The sequence below is a fragment of the Pseudomonas sp. 3-2 genome (genome assembly GCF_019710535.1).
GTDB lineage: Bacteria > Pseudomonadota > Gammaproteobacteria > Pseudomonadales > Pseudomonadaceae > Aquipseudomonas > Aquipseudomonas pharyngis.
Window position 1 is genome coordinate 850957 of the sequence record NZ_CP081200.1, and the last position, 20768, is coordinate 871724.

A 20768-nucleotide genomic window follows, 5' to 3' on the forward strand; every position below is an offset into this window, starting at 1 on the left:
TGCTGTTGTGGTTTCAATAGCCGACGAAGTAATACGCCTGGCGCCCGACCATCATGGTCTTGTGGACTTTCAGCGGGGCGGCGGGTTCGCTGTCTCCCGATATCACGGCGATATTCGATGGCGAGGCGCTGAGGAAGTCCTTCAATTGCGCATCGGTGTCCAGGCCCTTGAGGACGCTCCGGGTATAGAACACGCTGGCGCCGCCGACCCGTTCGTTGGCTTGAAACAGTGCGACCTGATTGCCGCTCGCCTGCAGGGCCTGAATGTGTTCGGTCAGCGGCAGGAACGACAGGTGTTTATCGGCGTTCGGCAGTGCCCATTGCGCGGCGCCAAGGTAGCTGGCGATGACCACCGCCAGTATCCCCGCCGCCACTGTCTGGCGGTGACGGGCGATTCGTCCGACAAAACCGTTCCTGTGATCCTTCAACCTGTCGAACAACACGCCCGCATATTCAGCTGCAATCACTGCCGCTGCGGGTGTCATCGACATCAGGTACACCGTGCGTTTGCTCGAGGCCAGGGTGAGCAGGATGAATTGCGCGATGATCCACAGGCTGAAAAACAGCAGGTAACGGTTGGCCTTCAGCTCCTTGCGAAAATGCCACAAGCCCAGGTACACCAGAATGTTCCACGGCAGGAACGCCTGCGGCAGCTTGGCGATGTAGTAGTAGAATGGCTCGTAGTGCCCGGCTTCGACGAACGATCCGCTGAAACGCCCGACGCTGTTGGTCAGCAACACTTCGCTGACGGCCTGGACGCCGCCGCGCTGATAGAGCACGGCGAGCCAGATCATCAGCGGGATTAGCCCGACAAGGGTCAGCAAACCCGGACGCAGCCAGTCCGTCAGCTTTAAGCGCTTGTCCATCAGGTTGTCGGCCAACAGAAAAGCGAAAATCACCACCCCCGGCATCGCCAGCCCGAGCACGCCTTTGCTCAACGTAGCGATCGCAATCCCGACTACAAACAGCAACGAGTTGCCCGGGTTCGATGCTCGCTGCGCCTGAAAAAAGGCCAGCAAAGTCATGGTCACGCCGAGGGCAAGCAGAGCATCCTCGCCGACCCCGCGCACGTTGCTCCAGTAACTGGCCATGGTCGCCAGCAGAATCCCCGCCGTCCAGGCGATGGCCTTCGGGCGTTCGAAGCGGCGCAACATGGCATACAGCAGCATCACGCTGAGCAACCCGGCCACCGCCGACGCCAGTCGCACCGCCCAGGGCGAGACGCCGAAAACCCGCAGGGCGCCGGCGTCCAGCCACAGGCTCAGAGGCGGTTTTTCCAGAAAGGGCTCACCGAACAGACGCGGTGTCACCCAGTCGTTGTCCAGATGCATCTCCATCGCAATGCCCGCAACCCGGGCCTCGGTGGAACCTTGCAGTTGATGGTTGCCGAGGGCGAAAAAGAACAGCAGGGCGGCAAGCAGAAGCAGGGAAGAGGCGGCACGCGACATGGGTTCAGGCAACCGGAAGTGAGCGGAAATCCGAGCTTACGCGGCCAATCCTTAATAATTTGTGAACGTCACGACAGCGGTCGCGACCAGCGTTGCTCCGACGTTTCGAAACGCGGATTGACCCGCGCCGTCAGCACATGATCCTGCCAGCGCCCGGCAATGTTCAGGTACGCCTTGGCATAGCCTTCACGCTCGAACCCGAGGCGCTCCAGCAACCGGGCGCTGCGCTCATTGCCGGGAATGTAGTTGGCCATGATCCGGTGCAGGTTCTGGGTCTCGAACATATAGGCGATGGCCGCCTCCAGCGCTTCCTGCATCAACCCCTTGCCCTGATGCGCCTCGTCGATGTGATAACCCAAATAACACGCTTGAAACGCACCGCGAATGATCCCGCTGAAATTGCAGGCCCCGATCATCTGTGCGCCGTCCGGGGTCAGCAACGCCATATGTACCGCCAGCCCGGCTTCGAAGGCGCTGGCCTGTATTTCAAGGCGTCGGCGAATCTGTTCAGTGGAAAAGTAATCGGTGGTACGAATCGGCGACCATGGAGCGAGGTGGCGTTGATTGCGCTGGTAAAAAGCGCTTTCCAGCGGCGCCTGATCCGGGTCGAGTACCGCGAGCGTGAGGCGTTGACAGGGCAGGGTCAGCAGCGGCATCGGGTGCTCCGGGTCTCGGGATTGATCACCAGAATTGCGCGGTGGGCGGGAAAATACAAATCGCCGCCAAATTGCGGCCGAAAAAAAGCCCGCAGGAGCGCGGGCGAACCGTAGTTTCTTGAATGAGCGAGGCCAATGTACACGGCCATCACCGCCGCCGGGGTGAAGAAAAGTTCATGTCGATGAACGACTTGCGTCATCGACGAACGGTCGCTTTCAGTGCACGACAGGCACCGTCGTACGGGGCACCAGATTCACTGGATCAAGGTTCTCCACGGCGCGATTGACCAGCATTTCGGTCATGATCGACAGCTGCCGGATCGCCAGCAACCGGCTGCGCTGAGAGCCCGTGAAATCATCGGCGATGTTCGCCGTCATCATGTTGAGCGCCGCCAGGGTTTCACAGGCATGGGTCAGCAGAGTGGCCGTGTCCACGTCGGTGCGCACGGAAAAAATCTCGTTGAAAGGCAGGGTTCGACGCGGCTTTCTCACGTGCTCCTGAGGCTGGGCAAGCACAGCGGGTTCTTTCGATTCGGTCTCGTGAGACGGTGTTTGATCAGGCAGGCTTGGGTTGTCTTTTTTCATGACGAGGCTCCATGGTTTCAGGCTCCCGGCGAATCCCTTTGGTAAACCATCTGCCGGGTTGCAGCGGAGCGCGAAGACTAGCGTTTGGAAGCATCTTGAACCAGTTCATGAAAGTCGACGCGGGTTGCGGGAAATTTCCTAGGACGCCTGCATGCAGGAATGAGGTTCGTCCGACGTCAGCGTGTGCTTGAAGTGATGTTCCCATAACCGCACCCCCAGCCCGCCCGAGCTATTCAGCGACGAGCCCACCGTCAGATCCGTGAGCAACGTCGGCTGCAAACCGGCATCGAACAGCGCAAACCCGGCGGCGAGGCAGCAGGTTTCGGTTTGCAGGCCGCAGACCAGCACGCGATCCAGGTTCAGGCTTTTCAGGTATTCGATTGTGTCCGGGGATGGCGCGTAGCCGTATTTGATGAAGATGCGGTCTGCGGCGATCAGGCTGTCATCGTCCACCGCCGGGTGCCGGCCGAGCTGGCGCTGGAAGGGTGTGCGGGTTTCATCATGGCGCTCGACTGTGGCGACGCTTGGCAATTTGCCGATTAGCGATTGAATGCCGTCGATCAGCCATTGCGGCGGGGAGAAGCAGGGTTGGACGTCGATGATCAGCAGTGCCTGGCGCATGAGGTCTCCCGGGATGAAGCTCCAGATGCGACAAGGCCCGCACTGGGCGGGCCTTGTCGTTGAGAGTTGGTGGGCCGGGGTAATCTGAATCTGGCTTTTATCATATTGATTTTTATGATTAAGATTCGTTTGGATTTTTAGTTGGAATACCAACTGGAATACCTTGCGAAATTGCACGCCACTTGGCCGCGCGCTTGTATTCGGCTGACAACTGTTCACATCCGCTTTGTCTAGCGTGCTTCGTATCCGAGTTGAGCGGTGAACTGAGTAAAGCTGCCGGGGGCGACAGGCAGAAATTGATCCAATATAGCGGTCATGACTCAACTTTTGTTGATCTTAGGCTCTCTATTTCGACCGGTTTACCTGACGCCATGAAGTAGGCTCGACATTGTGCTACCAGATTCCATAACAAGGGATACTGCCCTGCAACGTGTGACACCCGGAGGCAGGTTGGCTTACGGGTGTCTGGCTATAGCAACGCTTATCGCAACTCGACAAGGGCTTTATCTGCTGAATAGTTCCTTGTGCAAGGTCACGAACGCTTGAACAGTCATCGGTGGCTGTCCCGTAACTTTGCCAATAATGGAATCCTCACCCTCGAACACGCCGTGCTGGTAGTCCTTGGCAACTTCCAGCAAATGCTGAATGAGGAAAGGCTGTAGGCCGTCGCTCTGCAACTCCTGGCGGTACTGATCCAGTGTTATCGCCACGTACTTGATCTCACGACCCAATACTCTGCCGACTTCGTCAGCTACGCCCTGCTGGTTCAGTTCAACCGGACCGTACAGCGGGTACGTCCTGCCCTTGTGGGATTGCGGGTTTTCCAAGATGGCAGCGATCAGTCGAGCCTGATCCTCTGCTGCGATCGGGGCGTGACGACCTGAACCAAACGGCAGGCGAATCTCGCCGTGTTCAACAATATGTTTGCGCCAGTGCGGGTAGATCAGCCACTGTGCAAAGTAAGTCGGTCGCAAGTGCGTCATATCCAGGCCCGACCAGTCAAACACTCGCTCGGCAGTGTAGTGATTAAGGGCCGCGTGACTCTTGGCCACGCGACGTGCGGAAATTTGAGACATGTTTACAACTGACTCTACCCCGGCTTCTTTAGCAGCGAGAGCGAAGTGGGCAGTCGCTTCAATCAAGCCAGGTGCGATTGGATAAACGAAATAAGCTCGCTTGATGCCTTCAAGCGCTGCTCGAACCGTGTTCAAGTCCAGCAGGTCCCCGACCACAACTTCGGCGCCCAATTGGCGCAGTCTGGCCGCTCGATCATCGTTCGTGCGGACCAGCGCACGTACCGCGTGTTTTTTCTCGCGCAATATTTCAACGGTTCTCCGACCGGTAAAACCGCCGGCGCCGGTAACGAGTATGGTGGGGCTTGTCATCGTTCTTCTCTCTCTTTTGGTTTCCGACTGCATAATGGGCATGACTTGTATGATGGCTGTAATATAGTTATATGATGGTTATCATCTTTGTCAACGAATTCTTCAGTTCTAGGGAAATTCAGCACGTAAGTTTTAGAGGGGGGGCGTTGCTGGCGGGGGCTGGCGGGAGGTCAGCAATCTGACGAGAGGGCTGGCAACCACCGGAACGAGTTCCCTAACGGGGGCCGGAAGACGAAGTCGTCGCGCTGATGGATCATTTTCGCGATGACGGCTTGGATTCAAATGCCTGCATGCCCAGCTTCACTGCGGGTCGGGCTTCTATCAACGCCAGCCAGCGTGCCATAAGGGGCAACTTCTCCCAATCAATTTGGTCGCGAACCGATCTTGCAAAAGTAAACGCAGAAATATCGGCCATCGAGAAGGCATCGCCCGCTATGTACCCGCCCTCGAGAAATGCGTCTGCCGTCATCAGATGTTCCAACGCTCGCCGGTTTAGTGGCGCAGATGCATCTTGTTGCCCTATCTGGCGCAGAAAAAAAGCGGCGTGGCTTGGGGCGATAACATCCGTGACGAAGAAATAAAACCGGTCGTAGACCCTATACCGTTGAGCACTCGGCCCTTGGGGCGACAGCCGACCAGGGGCCTGTTCGTCAGCGAACTGAATGATTGCATTTGACTGATTGATTACAAGGGTAGGTGAGACGCTGTGATCTACAAATGTCGGAGCCTTACCTAACGGGTTAAGCGCCAGATATTCTGGGGCACGCTGATCGCCAGAGAGAAGGTCAAGACACCTCGGGGTAAATTCTATGCCCGCTTCAGCCAAGGCGATTGCAGCTCGCAGACTGTTCCCCGTTGATGCGCCATAAAGCTCTCGTACCTCAGACATAAATTGCTAGCCTCGTAAAATAGGTTACGCGAATGCGTCCACTAGGGACGATGTATGACTGTTTCAGCAATTTTGCTGACACTCTCAGTGTCTCGTCGGCGCTGAGCACAGCCTCAGTGCCTCAATTTTGTACTTGACTGGTGTGTATTTACACATATGATGGGTGTCATGAAAAGCCCCCATGGCGCCGACCTTTGTCATTGTCTCGCCGCCAGACGCCACGCGCGTCTGCTGACCCGCCTCTACGACCGGTACTTGTCTGCTGCGAATCTTACTGTCTCGCAGTTTTCCACTCTTGCGTTGATCAATGAACATCCCAGGATTCTAATCGCCGATTTGGCAGAGGTTATGGTCATGGAAAGAACCACATTAGTTCGGGCGCTGAAGCCATTGCAGAGCGAAGGTTATATCGCTAGCCATGCTGAAGGGCCGCGTTCTGCCATCAAGCTCTCGCTCTCTGCGCAAGGACGAGCAAAGTTGAAAGAGGCCGAACCCCACTGGAAAGCTGCGCAGCGTGAGCGTGAGGATCAAATCGGCGAGGCCTCAGCTGTACTGATTCGTAACTCGCTTCTTGAGCAAGCCGTCGGCAAGTAAATTTTTTTGCATGTTTAATGTGTAATTACACAGATAATTTTCTTACCCCGAAATGAGGAAGTACTCATGAAAGCTTTTCCAAGAATTTCGTCCGAGGGTGTTGTCGATCCAGCGGAGCGAATCAGCGCGATCGACTTCGTGAATAGGCTCAATTGGTGGTTCGAGACTTGGGATGTGGAGGCGATGGTCGATGCCTTTCTACCAGAAGCCGTCGCGTATCACTTCCATGGCACCATTAGTGGTCACGATGAGATGCGCCAGTTCTTCAAGAAGGACTATCCGTATCTGATTCCAGGGGTCAGCCGACACGCTACCAATCACATTGTCGATGTCGATGAAGACGGTGTGGTGGTGCGCTATCAGAATTTGCTTGTGCGCTACGCCACGCCAGAATCGGCTGCGATGCTGGGAGATGGCCAAGCCATCGATAGCCCCGATGATTTGCCCGCTATCTGGCTCTACTCGCCAATGATGGATCGCTTGCGTCGAACTGAACACGGCTGGAAAGTCTTCGAGCGGTTCATAGGCGGTTCCACCATCAACACGAGGCTCAACCCACCGACAACTGATCCTGTTCAGCTTGCCGAGTACATGCCCCAACTAAAGCAAGCGTAAAACCTTCCATCGTCGAGCAGAAGATGATGGGGGTGTCGTTCCACACATGTTCGGCATAGCGAAGCCCTTGCTGACAGTAAAGTCAGTCTTCATCCTTTGAGCGGCGCTTAGCAGCCCGCTCTTTTTTTGCGGGAGTGACAGGCCAGGCATTAATGACCGATTGCAGAAACTGCTCAGACAGTTCAGGGTTATCCAGCGCTCTGGCAATCAGCATCGCACCCGCGATCGATGACAGGACGCGTAGTGACTCTTGGTACTTCTCTTCATGATTTTCGCCTTCAACCAACGCCATCAGGGTGTCGATTAAATGCTCGACGCCTCTGGTGAAGGAGCTGCTGACGGTGCCACCGGTACGCGCGACATCCGCACCCAATGCAGGAATGGGACAACCCTCGGTCCAGTTATCCAGATGCGCTTGTGTCAGGTACGTCTTGACGAGCTCGGGAATGGATTTGGCATTTTGCCAATCCTGAATATTGGACTCGAATGTCCGGCTGACCGCTTCTGACGCGAGCTGTTCCTTGCCGCCCGGAAACTGTCCGTAGAACCCGCCATGGGTCAGGCCAACCGAGCGCGAGAGCTCGCCGATACCAATTCCGTCGATGCCTTTTTCCCGATATAGCCGTGACGCTGCAGTAAGGATGGCTTCTTTGTTGGCTGCGGCCTGGTCTTTCGTCACTTTCATGAAATTGCTCCTGTGGCCAGGTTGGCGTCGCCTGGACATAACGATGTAGCTGGGCTGGCTTTCATGATATTCGTCATATAAAGTTGCTGCAATGGCTGTATAGGCATCTGCAGAAGTCTCGCGGATCCCATGGCTTTAGCTCAAGTCAATAATTCCCCCGTGGACCGGCCCCATGAAACGTAATGATCTGCGCAGTATCGATCTGAATTTGCTGGTGGTATTCGAAGCGCTCATCCAGGAACGCAACCTCACTCGTGCTGCTGAGCAATTGTCGCTGGGCCAGCCCGCCGTCAGCGCGGCGCTGGTGCGACTGCGAAGGCTGTTCAACGACCCTTTGTTCGAGCGCATCGGTCGCCGGATGGTGCCCACAGCGCGGGCACTGAGTGCGGCACAGACGCTGGGGCCGGCGCTGGACTCCGTTTGTACTGCGATCACCAATACCAAGGTTTGACCGGGCCGATCCCTTTTTTTGACCTTAAACATGATAGCTATCATTATTGATGATAGCCAACTTCACTCCGTTCGATTCGTCGTGACCTCGCGCGAGGCCGAGAATCCGGAAAATTCATAAATCGTCTGGCGGACACACCCCATGGAACAGTCACTCAAACCTTTGCGTTATCCCTTTGCCGCGTTGGCGCTGGTGGCGCTTGCCGCGTGTGAGCGCGCGCCCAGTGCCGTTCAGGCTCCGGGGGCGCCGCACGTCACCGTCGCCAAGGTGCTTGAGCAGCCCATTACCGAATGGGATGAAGTCACCGCTCGCCTGGAAGCGCCGGAAACCGTAGAGGTTCGTCCACGGGTTTCGGGCCAGATCGAACGCGTTGCCTTTACCGATGGCGCGCTGGTGAAGAAGGGCGACTTGCTGTTCCAGATCGATCCACGTCCGTTCGAGCATGAGGTGCATCGCATCGAGGCGCAGCTGCAACAGGCTCGCGCCACCCTGGTTCGTACCGGTAACGAAGCGCAGCGCGGCCAGCGGCTGTTGAGCAGCAACGCGATCTCCGCCGAGCTGGCCGATACCCGCACGACCACCGCGCAAGAAGCCAGGGCGGGCGTCGATGCCATTCAGGCGCAGCTGGATTTGGCGCGTTTAAACCTCAGCTTCACCCGCGTCACCGCGCCGATCGACGGCCGCGTCAGCCGCGCGGAAATCACCGCTGGCAACATCGTGACCGCCGACACCACAGCGCTGACCAGCGTGGTCTCCACCGACAAGGTCTACGCCTATTTCGATGCAGACGAACGTATGTTCCTCAAGTACAGCCTGCTTTCCCGCCAGGGGCAGCGCGGTCAAGCCACGCCGGTGTACATGGGCCTGTCGAACGAGGAGGGCAACAGCCACCTCGGGCAGATGAACTTTGTCGACAACCAGGTCAATCCGAAAACCGGCACCATCCGTGGCCGCGCGGTGTTTGACAACGCGGACGGTCAGTACACCCCCGGTCTGTATGCCCGGCTGAAACTGGTGGGCAGCGCCGCCTATCCCGGCCTGCTGATCAAAGATGAAGCGGTGGGCACCGACCTCGGCAAGAAATTCGTGCTGGTGGTCGATCAGGACAACAAAGCCGTCTATCGCAGCGTCGATCTGGGGCCGAAGCTTGAAGGCTTGCGCATCGTGCGCAGTGGCTTGCAGAAAGAAGATCGTATCGTCATCAACGGCCTGCAGCGCGTGCGGCCCGGCGCAGTGATCGATCCTCTGGATGCCCCGATGGCCAGCCCGGAAACGGTCGCCACACTGGCCCGCCAGCGTCAGGCAGTCGATGCCTCCAATCAACCGGCTTCAGCTAAATCGCCTGCGCTGGTGAAAGCTGAATCTGCCGCTGCACCTCGCGGATAAGGAGCACTGACATGAAGTTCTCCCAGTTCTTTATCACGCGGCCGATTTTTGCCGCCGTGCTGTCGCTGCTGATCCTGATCGCCGGCGCCATCTCGCTGTTCCAGTTGTCGATCAGCGAATATCCGGAAGTGGTGCCACCCACCGTGGTGGTCCACGCCAACTACCCGGGTGCCAACCCCAAGGTCATTGGCGAAACGGTTGCCGCGCCACTTGAGCAAGCCATCACCGGCGTCGAGAACATGCTGTATATGTCCTCGCAATCCACGGCTGATGGCCGGCTAACCCTCACCGTGACATTCGCCTTGGGCACCGACCTGGACAACGCCCAGGTGCAGGTGCAGAACCGTGTGACCCGCACCGAACCGAAGCTGCCCGAGGAAGTGACACGCATCGGTATCACCGTAGACAAAGCCTCACCCGAGCTGACATTACTCGTGCATCTGGTGTCGCCGGACAAGCGTTACGACATGCTCTACCTGTCGAACTACGCGATCCTCAACGTCAAGGATGAGCTGGCGCGCCTGGACGGCATCGGCGATGTGAAGATGTTCGGTATCGGCGATTACTCGCTGCGTATCTGGCTCGATCCGGATAAAACCGCGTCACGCAATCTGACCGCCACCGATGTGGTCAATGCGGTGCGCGAACAGAACCGTCAGGTCGCTGCCGGGCAACTGGGTTCGCCTCCTGCGCCGAATGCCACGAGCTTTCAGATGTCGATCAACTCGCAGGGGCGGTTGGTCAGCGAAGAAGAGTTTGAAAACGTGATCATCCGCAGCGGCCCGAATGGCGAAATCACGCGCTTGAAGGACATTGCCCGGATCGAACTGGGTTCCAATCAATACGCCTTGCGCGCTTTGCTCAATAACCAGGAAGCGGTGGCGATGCCGATCTTCCAGCGTCCGGGTTCCAACGCCATCGACATCTCCGACCAGGTGCGAGCGAAGATGGCCGAGCTGAAGAAAAACTTCCCGGAAGGCATGGATTTCGAGATCGTCTACGACCCGACCATCTTCGTCCGCAGTTCGATTGAAGCGGTGGTGCACACGCTGTTCGAAGCACTGATCCTCGTGGTGCTGGTGGTGATTCTGTTCCTGCAAACCTGGCGCGCCTCGATCATTCCGCTGGTGGCCGTGCCGGTGTCGCTGATCGGTACGTTTGCCGTGATGCACTTGCTCGGCTTCTCGCTCAATGCGCTGTCGTTGTTCGGTTTGGTGCTGGCCATCGGCATCGTGGTCGACGATGCGATTGTGGTGGTGGAGAACGTCGAACGAAACATCGAGTCCGGGCTGGAACCGGTCGAGGCGACCAAGAAAGCCATGGGCGAAGTGACCGGGCCGATCATCGCCACGGCGCTGGTGCTGTGCGCGGTGTTCGTGCCAGCGGCTTTCATCTCGGGCCTGACGGGGCAGTTCTATAAACAGTTCGCGTTGACCATTGCCATTTCCACGGTGATCTCGGCGTTCAACTCGCTGACCTTGTCACCGGCGTTGGCCGCGGTATTGCTCAAGGCCCATGGCGCGCCGAAAGACCGTTTCTCCAAAGTGCTGGACCGCTTGCTCGGTGGTTGGCTGTTCAAACCGTTCAACCGCTTCTTCGAAAAGGCCAGCCATGGCTATGTGGTTGCGGTGGCCAAAATCGTTCGCGGCAGCAGTGTGGCGTTGCTGATCTACGCCGGTCTGATCGCCATGACCTACATGGGGTTCAGCACCACGCCGACCGGCTTCGTGCCCACCCAGGATAAAAAGTACCTAGTGACCTTCGCGCAACTGCCGGACGCCGCGAGTCTCGACCGCACGGAATCGGTGATCCGGCGCATGAGCACCATCGCCATGAACGAGCCGGGCTTCGATAGCGCCGTGGCTTTTCCGGGCCTGTCGATCAACGGTTTCACCAACAGCCCAAACGCCGGCATCGCCTTTATCGGCTTGCGCCCATTCGATGAGCGCAAGGATCCCGGCTTGTCCGCCGGGGCGATTTCCGCCTCGCTCAACGCCAAGTTCGGTGGCATCCAGGACGCCTACATCGCCGTATTCCCGCCACCGCCGGTGCAAGGCTTGGGTACGATCGGCGGCTTCCGTCTGCAGATCGAAGACCGCGGCAACCTGGGCTATGACGAGCTGTATAAAGAGACCATGAACATCATCGCCAAGAGCCGAAGCGCTCCGGAACTGGCCAACCTGTTCACCAGTTACACCGTCAACGTGCCGCAGGTCGAAGCCGCCATTGACCGGGAAAAAGCCAAGACTCACGGCGTGAAGATCAACGATATCTTCGACACCTTGCAGGTATACCTGGGCTCGCTGTATGCCAACGACTTCAACCGTTTTGGCCGGACCTATCAGGTCAATGTGCAGGCCGAGCAACAGTTCCGCCAGGAGCCTGAACAGATCGGCCAGTTGAAGGTGCGCAATGATCGCGGCGAGATGATCCCGCTGGCCACGTTCGTCAAGGTCAGCCCGACATCAGGCCCTGACCGGGTCTCGCACTACAACGGTTTCCTCACCGCAGAAATCAACGGCAGTGCAGCCCCCGGCTACAGCTCCGGCCAGGCACAGGCCGCCATTGAAAAACTGCTGAAGGCAGAATTGCCCAACGGCATGACGTACGAGTGGACTGACCTGACCTACCAGCAGATCTTGTCGGGCAACACGGCCCTTCTGGTGTTCCCGCTTTGCGTGCTGTTGGCGTTCCTGGTTTTGGCTGCGCTGTATGAAAGCTGGAGCCTGCCATTGGCAGTGATTCTGATCGTGCCGATGACCCTGCTGTCGGCGATTGCCGGAGTGATCATTTCCAAGGGCGACAACAACATCTTCACCCAGATCGGCTTGATCGTGCTGGTCGGCCTGGCCTGCAAGAACGCGATTCTGATCGTCGAGTTCGCCAAGGACAAACAGGACCAGGGCATGTCGCCGTTGGAGGCGGTGCTGGAAGCCTGCCGCCTGCGTCTGCGGCCGATTCTGATGACGTCCTTCGCCTTCATCATGGGTGTGATTCCATTGGTGACATCCACTGGTGCCGGCTCGGAGATGCGTCGCGCGATGGGTGTCGCGGTGTTCTCCGGAATGCTCGGTGTGACCTTCTTCGGGTTGCTGCTGACGCCAGTGTTCTTCGTTCTGATCCGTCGCTACATCGAGCGCAAAAACGCGCGCAACGTCACCAAGCCTCATCAGGCAAACGCACTCAATCAGGAGGCACATTCATGAACACCTTGAAGCTTTTTTTACCCAGCCTTCTGGTCGTCGCGCTCACCGCCTGCACGGTGGGCCCCGACTACAAAACGCCCGACACCGCGCCTGCCAACATCGTGTCGGCGCAAGCCGGCCACTACAATCAATCGCGTTTTGAAACGGTGTGGTGGCAGCAGTTTGATGACCCCACGCTGAACCAGTTGGTGAGCAAATCCCTGGAAGGCAACCGCGACTTGCGCGTCGCGTTTGCCCGCTGGAAAGCGGCCCGTGCGATTCGTGACGACATCAGCAACGACAATTTGCCGGTCGTCACTAGCCGCGTCAGCAGTCAGCAGGGCAAGTCGCAAGTGCCGGGCCTGACCGACAGCCGAGTTAATATCGAGCGTTACGATCTGGGCCTGGACATGGCGTGGGAAGTCGATCTCTTCGGCCGGATCCAGCGCCAACTGGAATCCAGCAACGCCCAGGAAGACGCTGCGGCGGCAGACCTGTATCAGCTTCGCGTCACGATGATTGCCGAGCTGGTGGATGCCTACGGCCAATTACGCGGCGCGCAGCTGCGGGAAAAAATCGCCCTGGCGAACCTGAAAAATCAGCAGGACTCGCGCACCGTGACGGTCAGCCTGCGCGACGCGGGCGTGGGCAACGAACTCGACGTGGTGCGTGCAGACGCACGTTTGGCGGCTGTCGAAGCGACTGTTCCGCAACTGCAAGCGGAGCAGGTACGGCAGAAAAACCGCATCGCAACACTCTTGGGTGAGCGCCCGGATACATTGAACGTGTCGTTGAACCCCGCCGAGTTGCCCGCTATCGCCAAAGCACTGCCGATCGGTGATCCCTCCGAGTTGTTGCGCCGGCGTCCCGATGTGCTCGCCGCCGAGCGCAGGCTGGCTTCCGCTACGGCAGATATTGGCGTGGCCACCGCAGACCTGTTCCCAAGGGTGAGCTTGAGCGGATTCCTCGGTTTCACCGCCGGCCGTGGTTCGCAGATTGGCTCCAGCGCGGCCAGAGCCTGGGGCTTGGGACCGAGCATTACCTGGGCGGCCTTTGACCTGGGCAGCGTACGGGCGCGCATTCGGGGTGCCGACGCCAATGCCGAAGGCGCCTTGGCCACCTATGAACAACAAGTGCTGCTGGCGCTGGAAGAGTCGGAAAACGCCTTCAGCGATTACGGCAAACGTCAGCAGCGGTTGCTGTCGTTGATCAAGCAGAGTGAGTCGAGCCGTGCGGCGGCAGACCTGGCGGCTATCCAGTACAAGGAAGGCACGGTGGATTATCTGGTGCTGCTGGATGCACAGCGTGAACGGCTGAACGCCGAGGACGCTCAAGCACTGGGTGAAATTGATGAGTACCGGGGAATAGTCGCGATTTACAAAGCGTTGGGGGGAGGTTGGGACAGCGGTGATGGCAGGGTCGCGAGCATTTATTGATAGACCGATCGAACCCTCTTGGCGGAATCTCTGGCGCTAGATCAGAAGCGATTCAGAGAGCGTGTAGCGTTTGCCTCATCTTATCGTTCGTCATTGCGGTTCCAGCAGCGATTGCTCGCACTTCGCTGCTGGTCTGGACTCCACAGGCAAGGCGTGTCGAGAACTGCGGCACCTTAAGGTAATAGGCCTGCCGAGCGATACGTCTCGATTGTCTTGTCATAAACGCTGATGTCATCACGCCCCCGAGCGATCAGCTGAGCGCCCTCCACAGCCGCATAGATCGCCAGCGCCTGCTGCTGTCGTTCCTCGAGGCTCAACTGTGGCCGGCAAACAGACAACACTTCCGTCAACCAGCGCACATTCAGTTCGGTGAAGCCGTCAACCTCTATCCTCACCTCTGGCGGTAAGTCATCGTATTCGGCGGACATGATCCCGCACAGGCACATGCGATTGTCGTTGACCAGTGCCAGGCGAAATACGTCGGTGTAACCCTTCATCCACACATTCAGGTCTTCGGAATGGGCGCGTAAACCATCAAGGTACTCAAGACCATCCTCGGTGTAACGTTTGGCCAAAGCCGCACCCAAGTCACCCTTGGTAGGGAAGTGGTAGTGAATGCTCGCACTCTTGATGCCGACCTCTTTGGCCAGTTCACGAAAGCTCAAGCCGTTGTAGCCTCGGGTCTGCACCATTTTTCGGGCAACCGCCATGATCGTTTCTCGCGTATCCGTCGTCACAACTTTACCTTTCTATCGATAGATAGACGTTGACAGTGAAAATGTTCTTGCCGTAGCTTATGCCTATCGATAGGTAGATAGATAGGTATGGAGCTCGTATGAAGATTTTTGATATTCCCGGTTTTCCTAACCCACTGCGCATTCGTATTGTTCTGGCCGAAAAAGGCCTGGACTCGCAAATAGAGTTCATCAAGATCGACCTGCCCGCAGCGGAACACAAGCAACCCGCATTCCTGGCGATCAACCCGCTGGGTACCGTCCCAGTGCTGCAACTGGATGATGGCACCAACATTTCCGAATGTACCGCAATCACCGAGTATCTGGACAACCTGGACGGCAACCCGACTCTTACCGGCAAAACGCCGAAGGAAAAGGCCATCATCCACATGATGCAAAAGCGCGCGGAGTCCGAACTGGCGGATCCGGTGGGGTTTTACTTCCACTACGCCACGCCGGGGCTCGGTGCCGCTCTGCAGCCATACAAGAGTCCTGAATGGGAAGGGCGTATCGATTGGGGCAACCGTCAACGCGACAAAGCGATCGCTGGAATGCACTACTTCGATCACGTCCTGCGTAGCCAGCCATATATCGCTGGCGAGCATTTTTCCATGGCCGACATCACGGTACTTGCCGGGCTGATTTTCGCCGGTTTCGCCAGTATTGCCATCCCCGATCAGTGCAGCGCGCTCTTGGCCTGGCAGGCAAACGTGCAGCAACGCCCAAGTGTAAAAAAGCCAGCCTGATCTTGCTCCGCCCCGACTGGCAATCAGTCAGGGCGGCCTTATACCAACTCGTCTTTTTCAGGTGCCTCTATATGACCCTTTTCAACACCCGAGGGGCGTTGCGCTATACCCTGGCCATCATCGCGCTGACGACTGCGTGCTCGACATTGACTGTTCAGGCCAGCACCACCCCAGCAGAAAAAAAAGCTGCACATAGCTACACCCATCAAACCGCTCCGACCCAGTTCGTCGAAGTCGAGGGCGCGCGCCTGGCATATCGTCGCTTCGGCAAACCCAGTGGCGTGCCACTGGTATTTCTCCAGCATTTCGTTGGCAACCTAGACAGCTGGGATCCCAAAGTCATCGACGGTTTTGCCCGTGATCGTGAAATTATCCTTTTCGACAATGCCGGCGTCGCCAGTTCCAGCGGTGAAGTACCGAACACCATCGAAGGCATGGCCAAATATGCCTCCGGCCTGCTGCAGGCACTGAACGTGAAAAAGGCTGACTTGCTCGGCTTTTCCATGGGCAGTCTGATCGCACAGCAAGTGACGCTTGATCATCCGAACCTCGTGCGTCGCCTGATTCTGGTCGGTTCATCACCTCGCGGTGGAGTTGGTATGGACTCGCTGACGCCGGAATTTCAGGGCTACCTGGCGAAAAAGCGTGCCGTACCGGATGAACTGCTGCTGGACGTTTTCTTTACCCAGACCGTAGAAAGCCAGGCCGCCGGACATGAATTCCTTACCCGTCTGCGCTCACGTAGGGTCAATCGCGATGTTGATGTCGATAGCAAGACTGCACCCGCACAAGCAGCCGCCATCGCTGGTTGGGGAGCGCCAGCCGGCAACGCCAACGACTACCTGAAAGGCATCAAGCAACCGACGATGGTAGTCGCCGGCAGCCATGACATTGTCTTCTACACAGTTAATGACGTGACCTTGCAGCAGAGTTTGCCCAACGCCCAGTTGGTTATCTACCCGGATTCAAACCATGGCGCGATCTATCAATACCCGGATCTATTTTTGAAACACGCCACGCTGTTTCTCAATGGGGTGAAGTAATCGAAACAATGCACTGACGATTTGCTCGGCAGTACATGCCGCACCACCGATTAGGCTCCAAGTCAGGCCTGCGTCTACAGATCTGACGAGCGAAGAATCCAGGATCTCAGATTATGAAAGCGATTCAGTTCCGTAGCTTCGGCGGCCCCGAAGTACTCGAGTACGTCGACTTGCCAACGCCCGTGCCGGGGCCGGGAGAGGTATTGATAGACACCTCTGCGATTGGGGTGAATTTTCCGGATATTCGTGAACGGTTAGGTATGTATAACCGGCCCGAAACACGCGTTGGTGGTGTCACGCTGCCGCATGTAGCCGGACTTCAGGTGGTCGGACGCGTTTCGAAAACAGGAGCGGGCGTTGACCCTGCCGTTGTCGGGCGCAAGGTCATGGCCTTGATGCCCAAAGGCGCATACGCACAGCAGACTATTGCCGGTGCTGACATGCTGGTAATGCTGGATGAGTCGGCAAACGACGTCGCCATGGCGGGTTTACCTTGTCAGGGAGTGACTGCGTTCCTCGCTCTACGCACATGCGGGCATTTACAGTCAGGTGAAAGCGTTTTGATCCAAGGCGCCGCCGGGGGGGTTGGCAGTCTGGCTGTGCAGATTGCTAAAGCCATGGGCGCGCAGACAGTTTTCGGTACGGCCAGCACTGAAAGTCGACGCGCATTCGTGCGCAGCCTCGGGGCCGACTATGCCATTAGCTACGACACTCCCCAGTGGCCGGAGCGGGTGCTTGAACTGACCGAGGGGCGTGGAGTTGATGTGATCCTCGAAACCATCGGCGGCGAAGTGTTCGATCAGAGTTTTGAGTGTCTCGCCATGCTGGGGCGTTGTGTGGTGGTGGGCTCCACGCGGGGGCCAGGCGAGGCATTGGCGCCTCGTCGGTTGATGGCCAAAGCGCAAACCTTGACCGGCATGTACCTGCCGACGTTCTTCCAGCGCCCTACTTTGATTCGCGAGGCTTTGCAATTCCTCGCTGATTGCGTTTCAGGCGGAGTGATCAGACCAGTCATCGGCGCGACGTTACCCTTGAGCGAAACGGGGCTGGCGCACGCCTTATTGGAGCGAAGGGAAGTTCAAGGCGTCATTGTGCTGGATCCAAACCTCTAAGAGTGATTCGCCGATTCCCCTGGATTTTTCTTGCGAACGAGGAACACAGGACCTTCCGTGGCGTTGATCAGGCGGCCACATACTCATCAGTAAATACGCCCATCACGAGAGGAGCGCGCTATGCGCCGTCACGGCTTCATTGCAAGTGCAAGATGTTTGACGCTCGGACTGATGCTCGCGTGGGGCGGCCATGCGACGGCAGCCGATATTCACTACCGGTTCATCACGGTCGCTGGCAACAATATGTTTTATCGGGAGGCCGGCGATCCTCATAAACCGACCATTCTGCTGCTTCATGGTTTTCCGTCGTCTTCGCACATGTTTCGCGACCTGATCCCTGAGCTATCACCGTTTTTTCATGTGCTGGCCCCTAATTACCTCGGTATGGGAAACAGCGCCGTCCCCACCGCAGCAGCCTTGACGCGGCTTACTTTCGACGCATTAGGTCAATCGATGGAAGAGTTGGTTCGGGAGTTAGGAATTAAAAGCGCGGTGATCTACATGCAGGACTTTGGCGGCCCTGTCGGAATGCGCCTGGCGACACGTAACCCACAGTGGGTGCGCGGAATGGTCATCCAGAACACGCCGATTACGCTGGATGGATGGGAGCCCGTGAGGCTGAAAGCGATTCAGGCAAACGTTGGTCCGCAAACGCCTGAGAAACGTTCAGCCGCCGAAGCGCGGGTTGTTCTGGCGACTGACCTGTTTCTTTATCAGCACGGTGCCCGCAATCCCGATGGCCTTAATCCTGATGCGTGGGCAAACGATGCCTTTGCGCTCAGCGATCCTGAGAAACGGCGAGCTATGACGGATCTGTAGCTCGACATCGGATCAAACCTCTCGTTGTACCCGCAATGGCAAGCTTACTTGCGAAAGGCTCAACCCACCACGTTGGTGGTCTGGGGAGATGGCGACCCGATTTTTACGCCACGAGGCGCAGATTCCATCAAGGAGTTCGTACCCAGGGCTCAGATCCACCATTACAACACCGGGCATTTCGCGCTGGAGGAAGAGCATCGCGACATCGCCCAACGCATTATTCAAGTCTTTTCCGGGCAATGAGGCATCAGGAGATTGGCATGTCGGATAGAGATAATACCCCCACAGGAGAGACAGCTCACCGGGCGGATGCCTTCGCCTTCCCCTTATTGGCCGTGGTGCTTTTCGCGTTCTTCTTTGCTGCGAGTACACCTTCGCCTCTGTTCGTGGTGTTTCAGCGTCATTGGGGATTTTCCTCCGGGATGTTGACCGTCGCGTTCTCGGTGTACGCCATCGCACTGTTGGTCGCTCTACTCAGCGCCGGGTCGTTATCGGACCATATCGGTCGACGTCCGGTAGTAATCGGCGCGCTTGGTTTGCAGACCCTGGCGATGATCCTTTTTGGCTATGCCAGTGATATAAATCATCTTATTGCCGCGCGTTGTCTTCAAGGGCTGGCGACGGGCATTGCCAGTGGTGCCTTGTCCGCGGCGGTGGTCGAGGCAGCACCTGCCAGCCACAAGAAGGTAGGGGTACTGTTCAGCAGCATCGCTCCGTTAGCCGGGTTGGCCACAGGATCGTTAATCACAGGGTTATCGATGTACTGGTTCAGCACACCGGAGGTGATGGTATTCGCGGTGCTGGCGTTCATTTTCTTGATTGCCGCGGTTGGAGTGGCGATAGTCCCGGAAACGGCGGCTCGGCGTGCCGGTGCTTTGGGATCCTTGAAGCCTCGTATTTCGGTGAGTGCCAGGGCCCAGGCTGCTTACGTTCGAAGCATACCGCTGTTGCTCGCCATCTGGGCGCTGTGCGGCCTGTACATGTCACTGGCGCCCTCGATTCTTTATGGAGTATTCAACGTGAACAACGCCGGACTCAACGGTCTTACCGTTGCTGCGCTGTGCGGTCCCGCAGCCATTGCAGCAGCGGCTTTGGGCCGCTTCCTCACGCTCTCTCTTTGCGCTGCAGTGGGTGCTATAGCCATGGTCGTTGGGCTGGGTGTCCTGATCATGTCTCTGTTGGGAGGAGGGGTCGTAGTATTTTTCATCGGCACGCTAATCGCGGGAGTTGGATCTGGAGCGGGATTCTCGGCGGTTCTGCAAACGCTGGCGCCACTCGCCGAAGAACATGAGCGAGCAGAGCTCTTCGCGGCGATTTTTGTGGCCTGTTATTTGTCGTTGAGCCTGCCTCCGATCATGGCCGGATTCGGAGTCGGAGTTTTTGGCCTGCTAGACACCAGCTGGGTTTATCTCGTCGCGCTGTTACTGGTAGCTCTGACCACTAGCCTGACGCATTGGCGCGCGTATCGTGGTCATCAAATAAGCACGTCAGCTGTCCAGTCATGAGACCCGTAGGAAAGCCAGGAGGGAAGGTAGCTGCCAGGCTATGCCTGACAGAGGCGAATGACAGTCGATTTATGGATTTCGTTTTTAAAGGAACGCCACTGCCGTTGATGATGTCGGCTATGTCTAAAGTGATTCACTTCAAGGCGGGTAAAGAGTTCCGATATCTGTCCGGTATCCCGGCTCGACGCGTGCATCAACAGATCGCCGAATACTCCTCTGTCCCGTTCGCTGAAGGCTTTCCCGGTATCAGAACCCCATGGGGCAATGAATTCAGCCCAATGGATTGAGGACGGCGTTCGTTGTGCGGAGACCTGGCTTGACGGCACATCACTACCGCTATGGTGGGCACTGGCGCAGAACCGAAAGCATCATCGCTCAGGTGATATACAGGAAGCGTTCGAGGTCGGCTTTCTGCTGCGGTTGCAGCAGACGCTAATCATGCGGCATGAAACCGCCACCTCCCAATCAACCAGCTTTGATGCTTGAGGCTGTATTTGACGTTTGAGTTATTGCTTTTCCCGCCAAACCCTCCGAACTAGCGATCTTTGATCGCGCCGATCGGAGGGTTCACTCGCTCTTTCTCGAAGCCACCTCGTTCCACCTTCCCTTTCAAATTTTTGATTAGCGCTGTAGCGTCATTTCCCCATCAGTAATTACCCACGATCTCTATCGAGCGCAGCTTCGGTGTCAGTGCGGAGGTTGTCGTGGGCCATGGCTAGAGAATTGGCGACACTGGCGACATCGGCGACAACCCACGTCGGACGTGCCCTGGAGCGTGGCGACAAAAGTGGCGACAGTCGCCACTTCTTGCCCCCTAATGCCCGGAATGCTTGACTGTCTTTTCGAGTGGGTATAAAAATTGGCGCACGGATCG

The 20768-nt window shown here is 57.4% G+C and carries 22 protein-coding genes; 14 read left to right on the top strand and 8 right to left on the bottom strand.

Translation table 11 applies throughout. The features are described 5' to 3' along the window. Window positions 1–13: 13 nt before the first annotated feature. The 6 genes from K3819_RS03685 to K3819_RS03710 all read right to left on the bottom strand — a co-directional run bounded on the left by K3819_RS03685 (window position 14) and on the right by K3819_RS03710 (window position 5583). Window positions 14–1447: a glycosyltransferase family 39 protein gene (locus K3819_RS03685; protein WP_221398658.1), complete on the bottom strand. Its 1434-nt coding sequence runs from the start codon at window positions 1445–1447 to the stop codon at window positions 14–16. A gap of 68 nt (window positions 1448–1515) precedes the next feature. After that, window positions 1516–2103 (bottom strand): ribosomal protein S5-alanine N-acetyltransferase, encoded by a 588-nt coding sequence (rimJ, locus tag K3819_RS03690; RefSeq protein ID WP_134334110.1) that lies wholly within the window; start codon window positions 2101–2103, stop codon window positions 1516–1518. 216 nt (window positions 2104–2319) lie between these two features. Continuing rightward, window positions 2320–2688: a DUF6124 family protein gene (locus K3819_RS03695; protein WP_221398659.1), complete on the bottom strand. Its 369-nt coding sequence runs from the start codon at window positions 2686–2688 to the stop codon at window positions 2320–2322. A 138-nt stretch (window positions 2689–2826) separates the two neighbouring features. Beyond that, window positions 2827–3309, bottom strand: coding sequence for an isochorismatase family protein (locus tag K3819_RS03700; protein ID WP_221398660.1), 483 nt, complete (start codon window positions 3307–3309; stop codon window positions 2827–2829). A 503-nt stretch (window positions 3310–3812) separates the two neighbouring features. Beyond that, window positions 3813–4694, bottom strand: coding sequence for an NmrA family NAD(P)-binding protein (locus K3819_RS03705; protein WP_221398661.1), 882 nt, complete (start codon window positions 4692–4694; stop codon window positions 3813–3815). A 253-nt stretch (window positions 4695–4947) separates the two neighbouring features. Beyond that, complete coding sequence (locus K3819_RS03710; protein WP_221398662.1) at window positions 4948–5583, bottom strand: glutathione S-transferase family protein; 636 nt, start codon at window positions 5581–5583, stop codon at window positions 4948–4950. A 168-nt stretch (window positions 5584–5751) separates the two neighbouring features. Between K3819_RS03710 and K3819_RS03715 the strand changes: the two genes are divergently transcribed. Together K3819_RS03715 and K3819_RS03720 are read left to right on the top strand one after the other, a co-directional pair. Beyond that, entirely contained in the window at window positions 5752–6177 is a 426-nt protein-coding gene (locus K3819_RS03715) for a MarR family winged helix-turn-helix transcriptional regulator (protein WP_260329026.1), read from the top strand. 66 nt (window positions 6178–6243) lie between these two features. Then, window positions 6244–6792, top strand: coding sequence for a nuclear transport factor 2 family protein (locus K3819_RS03720; RefSeq protein WP_221398664.1), 549 nt, complete (start codon window positions 6244–6246; stop codon window positions 6790–6792). An 82-nt stretch (window positions 6793–6874) separates the two neighbouring features. Here K3819_RS03720 and K3819_RS03725 read toward each other — a convergent pair whose 3' ends face one another. Next, entirely contained in the window at window positions 6875–7477 is a 603-nt protein-coding gene (locus K3819_RS03725; protein WP_221398665.1) for a TetR/AcrR family transcriptional regulator, read from the bottom strand. 172 nt (window positions 7478–7649) lie between these two features. Here K3819_RS03725 and K3819_RS03730 point away from each other — a divergent pair, with 172 nt between their 5' ends. The 4 genes from K3819_RS03730 to K3819_RS03745 all read left to right on the top strand — a co-directional run bounded on the left by K3819_RS03730 (window position 7650) and on the right by K3819_RS03745 (window position 13935). After that, window positions 7650–7928, top strand: a complete 279-nt coding sequence (locus K3819_RS03730) for a LysR family transcriptional regulator (RefSeq protein WP_221398666.1) — start codon at window positions 7650–7652, stop codon at window positions 7926–7928. Between the two features lie 141 nt (window positions 7929–8069). Continuing rightward, window positions 8070–9314, top strand: a complete 1245-nt coding sequence (gene mexE / locus K3819_RS03735) for a multidrug efflux RND transporter periplasmic adaptor subunit MexE (RefSeq protein WP_221398667.1) — start codon at window positions 8070–8072, stop codon at window positions 9312–9314. 11 nt (window positions 9315–9325) lie between these two features. After that, window positions 9326–12520, top strand: coding sequence for an efflux RND transporter permease subunit (locus tag K3819_RS03740; protein WP_221398668.1), 3195 nt, complete (start codon window positions 9326–9328; stop codon window positions 12518–12520). Next, a complete protein-coding gene (locus K3819_RS03745; RefSeq protein ID WP_221398669.1) occupies window positions 12517–13935 on the top strand; it encodes an efflux transporter outer membrane subunit in 1419 nt (472 codons plus the stop codon). Before K3819_RS03740 ends, K3819_RS03745 begins: the two co-directional genes overlap by 4 nt. Before the next feature lie 173 nt (window positions 13936–14108). On the opposite strand, the gene K3819_RS03750 is transcribed toward K3819_RS03745, so the two are convergent. Further along, window positions 14109–14645 (bottom strand): TetR/AcrR family transcriptional regulator, encoded by a 537-nt coding sequence (locus K3819_RS03750; protein WP_260329027.1) that lies wholly within the window; start codon window positions 14643–14645, stop codon window positions 14109–14111. A 125-nt stretch (window positions 14646–14770) separates the two neighbouring features. Here K3819_RS03750 and K3819_RS03755 point away from each other — a divergent pair, with 125 nt between their 5' ends. The 8 genes from K3819_RS03755 to K3819_RS03785 all read left to right on the top strand — a co-directional run bounded on the left by K3819_RS03755 (window position 14771) and on the right by K3819_RS03785 (window position 20380). Then, the gene (locus K3819_RS03755) at window positions 14771–15415 is read left to right on the top strand and encodes a glutathione S-transferase (protein ID WP_221398671.1); all 645 of its coding nucleotides are present in this window, start codon (window positions 14771–14773) and stop codon (window positions 15413–15415) included. A gap of 71 nt (window positions 15416–15486) precedes the next feature. Continuing rightward, window positions 15487–16458, top strand: a complete 972-nt coding sequence (locus K3819_RS03760) for an alpha/beta fold hydrolase (protein ID WP_163974008.1) — start codon at window positions 15487–15489, stop codon at window positions 16456–16458. Between the two features lie 113 nt (window positions 16459–16571). Then, window positions 16572–17570 carry an NADPH:quinone oxidoreductase family protein gene (locus K3819_RS03765; RefSeq protein ID WP_163974009.1) on the top strand — a complete coding sequence of 333 codons (999 nt, stop codon included), beginning with the start codon at window positions 16572–16574 and terminating at the stop codon, window positions 17568–17570. Between the two features lie 120 nt (window positions 17571–17690). After that, on the top strand, window positions 17691–18389 hold the full coding sequence (locus K3819_RS03770) for an alpha/beta fold hydrolase (protein ID WP_260329028.1): 699 nt from the start codon (window positions 17691–17693) through the stop codon (window positions 18387–18389). A gap of 75 nt (window positions 18390–18464) precedes the next feature. Then, on the top strand, window positions 18465–18632 hold the full coding sequence (locus K3819_RS29655; protein WP_409348348.1) for an alpha/beta fold hydrolase: 168 nt from the start codon (window positions 18465–18467) through the stop codon (window positions 18630–18632). A 17-nt stretch (window positions 18633–18649) separates the two neighbouring features. Beyond that, window positions 18650–19894 carry an MFS transporter gene (locus tag K3819_RS03775; RefSeq protein WP_221398672.1) on the top strand — a complete coding sequence of 415 codons (1245 nt, stop codon included), beginning with the start codon at window positions 18650–18652 and terminating at the stop codon, window positions 19892–19894. A gap of 71 nt (window positions 19895–19965) precedes the next feature. Then, window positions 19966–20181 (top strand): hypothetical protein, encoded by a 216-nt coding sequence (locus K3819_RS03780; protein ID WP_221398673.1) that lies wholly within the window; start codon window positions 19966–19968, stop codon window positions 20179–20181. After that, window positions 20159–20380, top strand: a complete 222-nt coding sequence (locus K3819_RS03785) for a LasR-specific antiactivator QslA (RefSeq protein ID WP_221398674.1) — start codon at window positions 20159–20161, stop codon at window positions 20378–20380. The genes K3819_RS03780 and K3819_RS03785 overlap by 23 nt, the downstream gene beginning before the upstream one ends. Window positions 20381–20768 lie beyond the last annotated feature (388 nt).

What these genes read in the sequence shown, in the direction of transcription:
- K3819_RS03685 (WP_221398658.1), bottom strand. Translation starts at nt 1,447, where the DNA reads ATGTCGCGTGCCGCCTCTTCCCTGCTTCTGCTTGCCGCCCTGCTGTTC.
- rimJ (WP_134334110.1), bottom strand. Translation starts at nt 2,103, where the DNA reads ATGCCGCTGCTGACCCTGCCCTGTCAACGCCTCACGCTCGCGGTACTC.
- K3819_RS03695 (WP_221398659.1), bottom strand. Translation starts at nt 2,688, where the DNA reads ATGAAAAAAGACAACCCAAGCCTGCCTGATCAAACACCGTCTCACGAG.
- K3819_RS03700 (WP_221398660.1), bottom strand. Translation starts at nt 3,309, where the DNA reads ATGCGCCAGGCACTGCTGATCATCGACGTCCAACCCTGCTTCTCCCCG.
- K3819_RS03705 (WP_221398661.1), bottom strand. Translation starts at nt 4,694, where the DNA reads ATGACAAGCCCCACCATACTCGTTACCGGCGCCGGCGGTTTTACCGGT.
- K3819_RS03710 (WP_221398662.1), bottom strand. Translation starts at nt 5,583, where the DNA reads ATGTCTGAGGTACGAGAGCTTTATGGCGCATCAACGGGGAACAGTCTG.
- K3819_RS03715 (WP_260329026.1), top strand. Translation starts at nt 5,752, where the DNA reads ATGAAAAGCCCCCATGGCGCCGACCTTTGTCATTGTCTCGCCGCCAGA.
- K3819_RS03720 (WP_221398664.1), top strand. Translation starts at nt 6,244, where the DNA reads ATGAAAGCTTTTCCAAGAATTTCGTCCGAGGGTGTTGTCGATCCAGCG.
- K3819_RS03725 (WP_221398665.1), bottom strand. Translation starts at nt 7,477, where the DNA reads ATGAAAGTGACGAAAGACCAGGCCGCAGCCAACAAAGAAGCCATCCTT.
- K3819_RS03730 (WP_221398666.1), top strand. Translation starts at nt 7,650, where the DNA reads ATGAAACGTAATGATCTGCGCAGTATCGATCTGAATTTGCTGGTGGTA.
- mexE (WP_221398667.1), top strand. Translation starts at nt 8,070, where the DNA reads ATGGAACAGTCACTCAAACCTTTGCGTTATCCCTTTGCCGCGTTGGCG.
- K3819_RS03740 (WP_221398668.1), top strand. Translation starts at nt 9,326, where the DNA reads ATGAAGTTCTCCCAGTTCTTTATCACGCGGCCGATTTTTGCCGCCGTG.
- K3819_RS03745 (WP_221398669.1), top strand. Translation starts at nt 12,517, where the DNA reads ATGAACACCTTGAAGCTTTTTTTACCCAGCCTTCTGGTCGTCGCGCTC.
- K3819_RS03750 (WP_260329027.1), bottom strand. Translation starts at nt 14,645, where the DNA reads ATGGCGGTTGCCCGAAAAATGGTGCAGACCCGAGGCTACAACGGCTTG.
- K3819_RS03755 (WP_221398671.1), top strand. Translation starts at nt 14,771, where the DNA reads ATGAAGATTTTTGATATTCCCGGTTTTCCTAACCCACTGCGCATTCGT.
- K3819_RS03760 (WP_163974008.1), top strand. Translation starts at nt 15,487, where the DNA reads ATGACCCTTTTCAACACCCGAGGGGCGTTGCGCTATACCCTGGCCATC.
- K3819_RS03765 (WP_163974009.1), top strand. Translation starts at nt 16,572, where the DNA reads ATGAAAGCGATTCAGTTCCGTAGCTTCGGCGGCCCCGAAGTACTCGAG.
- K3819_RS03770 (WP_260329028.1), top strand. Translation starts at nt 17,691, where the DNA reads ATGCGCCGTCACGGCTTCATTGCAAGTGCAAGATGTTTGACGCTCGGA.
- K3819_RS03775 (WP_221398672.1), top strand. Translation starts at nt 18,650, where the DNA reads ATGTCGGATAGAGATAATACCCCCACAGGAGAGACAGCTCACCGGGCG.
- K3819_RS03780 (WP_221398673.1), top strand. Translation starts at nt 19,966, where the DNA reads ATGGATTTCGTTTTTAAAGGAACGCCACTGCCGTTGATGATGTCGGCT.
- K3819_RS03785 (WP_221398674.1), top strand. Translation starts at nt 20,159, where the DNA reads ATGAATTCAGCCCAATGGATTGAGGACGGCGTTCGTTGTGCGGAGACC.